The 9,531-nt window shown below is 63.8% G+C and carries 3 protein-coding genes; all 3 read right to left on the reverse strand.

The window, feature by feature from the left end; genetic code table 11:
* Positions 1-71: 71 nt before the first annotated feature.
* Genes recD through recC form a run of 3 tightly spaced genes read right to left on the reverse strand, consistent with a single transcriptional unit; the run spans position 72 to position 9,300 of the window.
* A complete protein-coding gene (recD, locus tag ABOA88_RS06950; protein WP_367851328.1) occupies positions 72-2,147 on the reverse strand; it encodes an exodeoxyribonuclease V subunit alpha in 2,076 nt (691 codons plus the stop codon).
* On the reverse strand, positions 2,144-5,821 hold the full coding sequence (gene recB, locus ABOA88_RS06955; protein ID WP_367851327.1) for an exodeoxyribonuclease V subunit beta: 3,678 nt from the start codon (positions 5,819-5,821) through the stop codon (positions 2,144-2,146). Before recB ends, recD begins: the two co-directional genes overlap by 4 nt.
* Positions 5,818-9,300 carry an exodeoxyribonuclease V subunit gamma gene (recC, locus tag ABOA88_RS06960; RefSeq protein ID WP_367851326.1) on the reverse strand — a complete coding sequence of 1,161 codons (3,483 nt, stop codon included), beginning with the start codon at positions 9,298-9,300 and terminating at the stop codon, positions 5,818-5,820. Before recC ends, recB begins: the two co-directional genes overlap by 4 nt.
* Positions 9,301-9,531 lie beyond the last annotated feature (231 nt).

Below are 9,531 nucleotides of genomic sequence, written 5' to 3' on the forward strand. Positions count from 1 at the left end.
AATCCCACAAAGTCCCTTCCGATTTGGCGCAACGATAGCACAAGGCCTTTTGCCCAGAAATGTGCGCTACGTCACACTTGCTCGAGCATCAATCCGGAGATCCGCCGCACCTTGCGCGCCACCGCTTCCTCGAAAACGCCAGTGCGCGGCTCGATCAGGCTGAAGCAGTGCTTGGCGCGGGTGATACCGGTATAGACCAACTCCTTGGTGAGCACCGGGTTCAGTGCATCCGGCAACACCAAGGCCGTATGGCTGAACTCCGAGCCCTGGGATTTGTGCACGGTCATGGCAAACACCGTTTCCACCTCGTTGAGCCGGCTCGGCAGCACAAAGCGCACCCCGCCTTTGCCATCGTTGCGCGCAAAGGCCACGCGCAGTACCGGCTCGCCCAGATCATCCGGCAGACGCAAGGCAATGCCGATGTCGCCGTTCATCAGGCCCAGGCCATAGTCGTTGCGCGTGACCAGCACTGGCCGGCCTTCATACCAGGGTTGCTGATTGTCGATCAGCCCGGCGTTGCCAAGCACACGCGCCACACGTTCATTCAGACCCGCAACCCCCCAAGGGCCCTTGCGCACTGCGCAGAGCAACTGGAAGTGCTCGAAACTCTGCAGCACCTTGCTGGCCCACTGCTCCCAGCGCGGGTCATCGACGGGCGTGCCAGGGGGCGGACGATGACGACCAATGGCACGCAGATAGCTGCGGTAACCCTGGGGCCCATCGTCGCCACGGCCCAGGCCGTCCAACAGCAAGCGATCAAAAGCCCGATCCTGTTCACCGCGCAGGGTCAGACCGAACACATCGCTCGGCGGCAGGGTCAGCAGATCACGCGCCTGCTGTGCCTGCTGGCGGTTGACCAGGCGGGCCAGCTGGCCGATGCCGCTGCCTTCGCCGAAACGGCGCGAGTAACGCAACATCACCACCTGCTGGGCCAGCGGATTGCGCTGCGCATCCCCAGGCGTGAGACCACACCCCTCCAGCGATTGGCCGCCGACCTGCTCCAGCCAGGCCCGGGTAGCCGGGGAGTAGCAGCCCTCCTCGGCATCGCGGCACAAATCACCCAACACCGCGCCGGCCTCGACCGAGGCCAACTGGTCCTTGTCGCCCAACAACACCAGACGTGCCTTGGGCGGCAGGGCGTCGAGCAGGTTGGCCATCATTTCCAGGTCGATCATCGAGGCTTCGTCGACCACCAACACGTCCAGCGGCAACGGGTTGCCGGCATGGTGACGGAAGTGACGGGACCCCGGTCGGCTGCCCAGCAGGCGGTGAACGGTACTGACCTCGGTCGGGATCTGCGCGCGCACCTCACCGCTGACCTTCAGCAGCTCGACCTGCTGGCCGATCGACTCGGTCAGGCGCGCGGCGGCCTTGCCGGTGGGCGCCGCGAGGCGAATGCGCAAAGGGCGCCCCTTCTCCACGGCCGGTGCCTGCAACAACGCCAGCAAACGCACCACCGTAGTGGTCTTGCCGGTGCCAGGGCCGCCGGTGATGATGCTGAACGCCGCGCGCGTGGCGAGCGCACACGCGAGTTTCTGCCAGTCCACCTGCTCTGCCGGGGCGCCGCCTTCGAACAAGTGATCAAGCCGTGCGGGCAGATCCGCCGGCATGGCTTCGCTCTGGGTCAGACGCTGGCGCAAGGCGTCGTCGATGCGCCGCTCGTAGCTCCAGTAGCGGCGCAGATAAAGACGCTGGCCGCTGAGCACCAGGGGCCGTGCGCCTTGCCCCGGGCTATTGCCCGCGGCCACCAGAGGGCTGGCGGCAATACGCTGCAGCCAGGTGTCCAGGGTCAGGCTGGCGAGCAGTTGCGAGGGCAGCAGCAAAGGCCCGGTCAGTACGTCGCCCTCCGGCGGCAGCGACAAGGCGAAATCAGGCTCAGCGAGGGTCTGTTCCAGATCGAGGCAAACATGACCATGGCCCAACTGATGACTGGCCAGGGCCGCTGCCAGCAACAGCAAGGTGTCGCTGCCGGGGGCACGCTCTTCGAGAAAGTTCACGAAGGCACGGTCCAGTGCCCGCAGCCAGCCTCGCTCGACCCAGCGATCGAGCAGCACCAGCAGGTCACGGCTCTCGCGCAGGGGCGCCAGAGCCGACAGTTGTTCGGCGTTTACAGGGGTAGGCAAGAGGTCATCGAGACATCGGCTCATGGCGCGACTCCAGCAAACAGGTCCTGCTGTTCCGGCTCATGGGCACCGCGGAACAACGCATCGAGCGCCTCGATCAGTACCCGCGGCGGCTTGGCGAAATACAAGCCATGGCCGGCGCTGTCGGCGCCACGCAGGAAGATGAACACGGCACCGCCCACATGACGGTCGTAATCGTAGTCCGGCAACCGAGCCCGCAGTTGGCGATGCAGGGCCAGCAGGTAGAGCACGTACTGCAGATCGTAGCGATGATCCAGGATCGCCTGCTCCATGGCCAGGCTGTTGTAGGCCTGGGTGTCCGGGCCGAGCCAGTTGGATTTGTAGTCCGCCACGTAGTAACGACCGTCCAGCTCGAATGCCAGGTCGATGAAGCCTTTGAACATGCCGTTGAGCACCGTGGGCAGGGCCGCAGGACGCGCCGCTGCGCCATGGGTATGGCGGGCGACCAGATGGTCAAGGCGCACGGCATCCACCTGATGGCTGGCGAACCAGAACTCCATCTCGATCTGGTAGTGACGCAACTCGGCGAGGATCAGGTTCGGGCCGTCGGCGTGCAACGGAAGCGGTCGGCTCAGCAATTGCCCCAGCCACTGCTCCAAGGTGGGAATCCAGCCGGTCCAGTCCCGGCGGTTGCAACGCTCCCCCACGGTGCGCTTGATCAGCTCCGGCTTGCCGCTGACCTCGGCGAATCCTTCCCGGCCGGCCCACTCCAGCAGGCCGTGGAGGAAGGTGCCGGGACTCGGACCACGAGGGAAGCGGTGGATATCTCCGCCCTCGGCGGGCACCTCACGCAATGCCTGGGTATCGACTATTTCGTCGTCCAGCAGTTGCTGGGCTTGGGAACTGTCGGCGCTCAAGGTCTGATCACCGACTCGCAGGGCACTGTAGGAGGCGATCCACCAATGCTCGGCGGCGGCCCGCCGTGGCTTGCGCGCCGGCAACAGCTCGCGCTCGTCACGAGGGGGGTGATAGCGCTGGGCGTCGGCTTCGGGCAGCCCGCTGCACGTGATGTCCGCACAGGTGCCCTGCAGCAGCGCAAGCCATTCGCCCAGTTCGCTGGAAGCTGCCAGGGGCAAGCCTGCGCCGAGCAGATAGCCCAGGGCAGAGCGGTGCAATTGCGAGGTTTTCTGACTGCCGCGCTTGAGGTCGGCGACACCCAGCCAGCAGGCATACTGCGCACGGGTCAGGGCCACGTAGAGCAGGCGCAGGTCCTCGGCCAGGCGTTCGTCATCGGCGCGGGCGATCTGTGTTTCGTCGGGTGTCAGGGTGAGATGGGCCTGGCCTTGGCTATCGTGCCAGGTCAGTGGCAGGCGCTGACCATCCACCGGTTTGCTGGTGCAGATGAACGGCAAATAGACCAAAGGGTATTCCAGCCCCTTGGATTTGTGGATGGTCACCACCTTGACCAGCTGCTCGTCGCTTTCAAGGCGCAGGATCTGCTCTTCGCCGGCGTGTCCGGCATTGGCCAGGTGTTCGGCCAGATGGCGGATCAAGGCTTGCTCACCGTCCAACTCACCCGCTGCCTGCTGCAGCAACTCGGCCAGGTGCAGCAAGTTGGTCAGCACCCGTTCACCGTCGCTGCGGGCCATGAGCATGCGCGGCAGCTGGAAGTCATGCAGCAGGCGCCGCAGCATCGGCAACACGCCCTGGCGCTGCCAGGTGTCGCGGTACTGACGAAAACGCATGACCCAACCTTCCCACACGCGCTCGTCCTGGTTCAGACGCTCCAGCTCGGCGAGCGGCAGATCGAGGGTCAGGCTGGCCAGGGCGCCCTTGAGCAGACGCTCGGAATCCGGCTCGGCACAGGCCTTGAGCCAGACCAACAAGTCATGGGCTTCCTGAGCGGCGAAGACCGAGTCCTTGTCCGACAGATACACGCTGCGCACATCGCGGGCGGCGAGCTCAGCGCGAATCAACTGGGCCTCCCGGCCATCGCGTACAAGGATGGCGATGTCCGACGGCAGACAGGGGCGCAGCGTGCCTTGGCCATCGACCCGTCCGGTCACGCCTTGCTGGCCGCCATTGAGCAAGCCGACGATATGACTGGCGCAACTGGCCGCCAGTTGCTGGCGGTAGAGCGTGCTGGAGACCGGCTCCTCGCTTTGCAGTTGCCAGCATTGCAACGCCGCAGCGGGCTGGCCATCGATCACCAGTTGCTCATCGCGCCCCTTGGCACGGACCTCGACGAAGGGCAGGGGGTTGTCCTGGCCTTCGCGGAACAGGAAGGCGCCGCGACCCTGAGGGCGCTCTTCGGCCTGGAGAAACACGCGATTGACCGCCGTTACCATCGCCTGGCTGGACCGGTAGTTGGTATCCAGGCTGTGCAAGCGCCCTGCCGTGGCGCGGCGGGCGGCCAGGTAGGTGAAGATATCGGCCCCGCGGAAGGCATAGATCGCCTGCTTGGGGTCGCCGATCATGAACAGGCCGGTATCTCTGTGGTTCTCGCTGATCCGGTAGATGCGCTCGAAGATGCCATATTGCACCGGGTCAGTGTCTTGGAACTCATCGATCAGCGCTACCGGGAACTGCTCACGAATCACTCCGGCCAGGCGTTCCCCAGACTCGCTGGCCAACGCTTGCTCCAAACGCAAGAGCATGTCGTCAAAACCCATCTCGGCGCGCTTGCGCTTCTCCACCTCGAAGCGCGCCGACACCCAGGTAGCGGCGTGTTCCAGCAGCCGTGCATCGGGGCTGGCCAGCCCCTGCAATTGCTCATGCAGGCTCTGCATGGCATGCAGCGCGGGATGATCAGGCGGCTCACCAGACTTCCAGGCCTCTGCCATGCCCGCAGGCGTCAGCCGTGTGAAACCGGTGCCCAGGTCCAGCTCCAGGAGCTGGTCGTCACCGGCCCAGGCGCGCAGCTTGTCGAACCAAGGCTCGAAGAAGCGTGCCTGCAGCTTACGGCCATCCGCCAGCTTGCCGGCCACGGCTGCCTGGCAAATCTGGTGCAGCTCATCGGCCCATCGGCCCCAGGGCGCCTTGAGCTGGCACAGCTGCGTGGCACGTTCGCGCAGGGCCTGTTCGATCAACGCTTGTGGCTGCGCATCATCCACCTCACCGCGCAAACGGCCGAACAACGGGCGGATACGTGGCAGCAACGCGTCGGGGCTGCCCCACTGGTTGCGTACCCAGGCCAGGGCTTCGCCTTGCATGCCGTAACAGAAACGCCGCCAGTAATCGCGCATGACCTGACCCAGCAACTCGCTGTGATCGGTCTCCAGGTTCTGGGTGAACAAGCTACCGCTGTCGAAGGCGTGCTCGCGCAACATACGTTGGCACCAACCGTGGATGGTCGACACCGCGGCTTCGTCCATCCACTGGACAGCAACTTCGAGGCGACTAGCGCAACGCGCCCACTGCTCGGCGGGATAATCATCGCGCAACATCTGCAGCAGCGGATCAGCTTCGGCCAGCTCACCGCGGAAGAACCGTGCCGCTTCGGCCAGGCGAGCACGGATCCGCTCACGCAGCTCTTTGGTGGCAGCGTCGGTAAAGGTCACCACCAGGATCTGTGGCGGCAGCAATTCACGGCCAAAGCCCTGCTCACCGCCATGGCCCAGGATCAGGCGCAGGTACAACGCCGAAATGGTGAACGTCTTGCCGGTGCCAGCACTGGCCTCGATCAGTTGGCTGCCGTGCAACGGAAAGCTCAGTGCCAAGGGGCGGGCCTGGGTCATGCGGCACTCTCCGGATTGCCCAGGGTCTGCCAGGGCGCTGCGAACAAGGGGCGGTACAGGGTCTCGCACCAACCTTCGAAGGTTTCGTCGGCGCAAAGCGCGGCGAAGTCAGGGAACTGACGGGCCAAGGCAAGACTCTCACCGCACTCGCCGGTGGTGTTCTGACCATCGCCCTCGTAGGCACGCACCGCAGCGGCCAGGGCTTTGTCCGGATCGCTCTGGGCCAGCCAGGCGAACGCAGTCTTGGCAGCCACGGGCAGCGGCGCATTCATGGCCGCCTGGCGGGCCACGATCAGGTCGCTCAAAAGCTCCGCAGCCTGGGGCTGGGGCAGCGGGTCGAGCAACAAGGTCAGGTCGCTGGCGACCATGGCGGTATGCAATGGATAGCCTGCGGCACAGGCCGCCAGATGTACGACCCAGGCAGGGATCAAGCGATGCCATTTACGGCTATTGCGCCCGGCACTCAGGGTGTTGGGCACTGTGGTGATGGTCAGAAGGCTCTGGTCCTGGGCTTGGTACACCCTCCCCAGCCATCCTTCCAGACGCTGCGTTGCATGGTCGAAATGAATCGGCAGCGCCCCATCTAAAACGGTTGGCCAGCGTTGCAGCAACTGGCGATGACGTTGCAGCAGGTCAGGCAGGGGCTGGATCAGCTCGGCCTGAAGGATTTCGCCAAACCCGGCCAGCGGCAGCAGGCCGCAGGCCTGAAGGCGACGAGCCTGGCTCAGCAGCGCGTGAGCGGCGTTGTCGGGATCGGCCAGCGCGGCACCGAGCAGACTCTCGCTCAGCCCGTAGCGCTGCAAGGCATCGAGCACAAAAGGTTCTTCATCCGGCGTTGGCGTTTCCAAGGCCTCGAAGAAGACTTTCAGACGCTGACTGAAGAAGTGCCGTACAGGGTGACGCAGAAAATCCTGCAACTGAGTGAGGCTCAATGCCTCCTCGGCTACGTAGGGCGGCAGCGTGTCATCACAGGCCACAGGGTCCGTGTCGAGCTGGTGCAATACCTGCCACTCATGGGCGTAGCTGAACAGCGCGCTGCCTTTCTGGAAATAACGTTGGCTGAAGGGTTGAAGCGGATGCTCCTGGGTCAGGGCATGCAGCAATTGCTCGCCAGGGGTCTCCCGAAGCCCCTCCTGGGCGCCCGCCAGACGCCAACCTGCGGCGAGGTGGTCGCGCAACTGACCGATCAACACCGATGCGGGACGCTCGCTGTTGTCACGAATGCTGCGTCCGACCCAACTGATGTAGAGCTGGTCACGCGCCGAGAGCAGGGCTTCAAGCAACAGATAACGATCATCTTCACGGCGGGAGCGATCACCGGGGCGGTAGTCGCTGGCCATGAGGTCGAAGTCCAGCGGCGGCTGGGCACGTGGGTAGTCGCCGTCATTCATGCCCAGCAGGCATACCACCCGGAAGGGGATCGCGCGCATGGGCATGAGCGTGCAGAAGTTCACCGAACCTGCCAGGAAACGTTGGGATAATTTGCCTTGGTCCAGACCCGACAACCAGGCCTCGCGAACCACCGTTAGCGGCAACACGTCTTGCAGGCCGACCGCTTCGCACGTGGCCAGCCAGGTGTCACGCAGATCCTGCAATTGCATCAACAGGAACTCGTCATGCTCATTCTCGGCGAGGAAAAACACCCGCAGCAACGCTTGCAGGCGCTCGCCCCATTCGCCCGCGGTAGCCGGCTGCGACAAGGCCTCGCATGCCACATCGAGCGCGTCGAGCAGGGCCACCAGCGGACCGATCAACGCGGCATCGAGGCCACCGATTTCATCATAGGGCTCGATCTCGTCGAAGCCCTCCCCGACACCGACCGCATACCCCAGCAACATGCGTCGCAGGCCGAACCGCCAGCTGTTCTGCTCCAGGCCCTCAGGCAGGCCCAGGGTCGCCCGCTGCTCGGCGCTCAGGCCCCAGCGGATGCCGGCGCCCTCGATCCAGCGATGCAAGGTCGGTAAATCGCTCTCCGAGATGGCAAAGCGCGCACGAAGAGCAGGGACATCCAGCAGGTCGAGCACTTCGCTGACAGCAAAGCGACTCTCCGGCAGCTTGAGCAGATGCTCCAGAGCGATCAGCAGCGGTTGTCGACCACGCTGGCCCTGGTCGGTGAGGGTGAAAGGAATGTAGCGAGGGTCGTTGCGCTCAAGTTGGCCGAAGACCGCGCGGATATGCGGTGCATAGTCGTCGATGGCCGGCAGCATGACGATGACATCACGCGGACGCAGCGAGGGATCTGCACTGAAGCGGGCCAGCAACTGGTCATGAAGGATCTCCACTTCACGCTGCGGACTGTGGGCCACATGGAAGCGCACCGAGCGATCCTTGGCGGGATCGACGGGAGCCCATTGCTCGCGGGTTTCGGCCAGTGGGCGCAACTCGAGAATGTCATCCTGCAACTGGCGAAGCAGGCAATTTGGCTCAGTCTCTTGGAAAAGGTCGATGCGACCCTCGCTGAATACACCGCGGTAGCTGCCGGGGTCATCATAACTGTCGAGAAGGTTGATGTAGTCACGGCCCTGCTTGCCCCAGGCAGCCAGTAATGGGTGGGCGTGCTGGTGCAGGCTTTCGTCATCCAATTGCAAGGGTGTGCCGTGTTTGCGCTGCTGGCGCTTGTACTGATGACGCAACAGGTCCTTGTCAGCAACGATATCAGCCCAATGGTGGCGGCAAGGGTTATGCACGCACAGCAACACCTGACTGAAGCGAGCAAGACCCGCCAACGCCTCCAGCGCCTGGGCGGGCAAGGACGAAATGCCGAAGACGATCACCCGTTTCGGCAAACCGGCAGGCGCCTGATCCAGGCTGTTGATACGTTCGATGAAACGCTGGTGCACCCCGGCGCGACTCTGCGCCATGCCCGCCTCGCCGACATCCTCGAGCAAGGCTCGCCATAGCTGCGCCTGCCAGCGATTAGCGACAGGCAAGGGCTTGCGTTCGCCGCGGGCGCTGTTGAGCACATGCTCGCCCACTGCCCAATCCTTGAGCCAGTCGGCGCGATAAACCTGGTACTGGTCGAACAGGTCCGCCAAGCGCTCGGCCAATTGGTAACGCTTGCGCAGGTCGCTATCGTCGGTGAGGAAGCGGCGCAGGGGTTCAAAATGGGGGAGCTCGATCAACTCAGGAAGCAGGCGCATTAACCGCCAAGTGAGAGGTGCTTTGTCCAGCAACGAAACCTCAGGAATTTCATCGCGCCCCAGAACACGGCGATACAACTGCCACATGAAACTGCCCGGCAACTGGACATCGATAGCAGCCGCAACTCCACATCCGCCTTGATCGCCCTCCTGCGGGTCTTCGGCCAGGGCCAACTTGAGCCATTGGGCGATGCCGTTACTCTGAACCAGCGCGATCTCGTTCTCCAGCGGTGCCAAGGGATAACGACGCATCACACCCACTACCAGATGGCGCAAGTCATCCAGACGGTTGCCTTGAACGATCATGAAACCTGGATGCAGGGAGGATGTGTCGGTCATTGAGCGTCTCAGCCGGGGAGGTTCTGGTAGGGAACCATATCACAGGGGCTATGCATCGCCCGAGGTGTTGCAGGCCCCAAATCGCGGTAGGAAGCGCCTTCCAGGAAGCACCGGTCGAGCGGTAAGTACAGGATGCAGAAAAGACAAAACCCCTACCTGCTCACGCAGATAGGGGTTTTGCGAAATGAATCTTGACGATGACCTACTCTCACATGGGGAAGCCCCACACTA

The organism is Pseudomonas sp. PKS (assembly GCF_051913525.1).
Taxonomy (GTDB): Bacteria; Pseudomonadota; Gammaproteobacteria; order Pseudomonadales; family Pseudomonadaceae; genus Aquipseudomonas; species Aquipseudomonas guariconensis_D.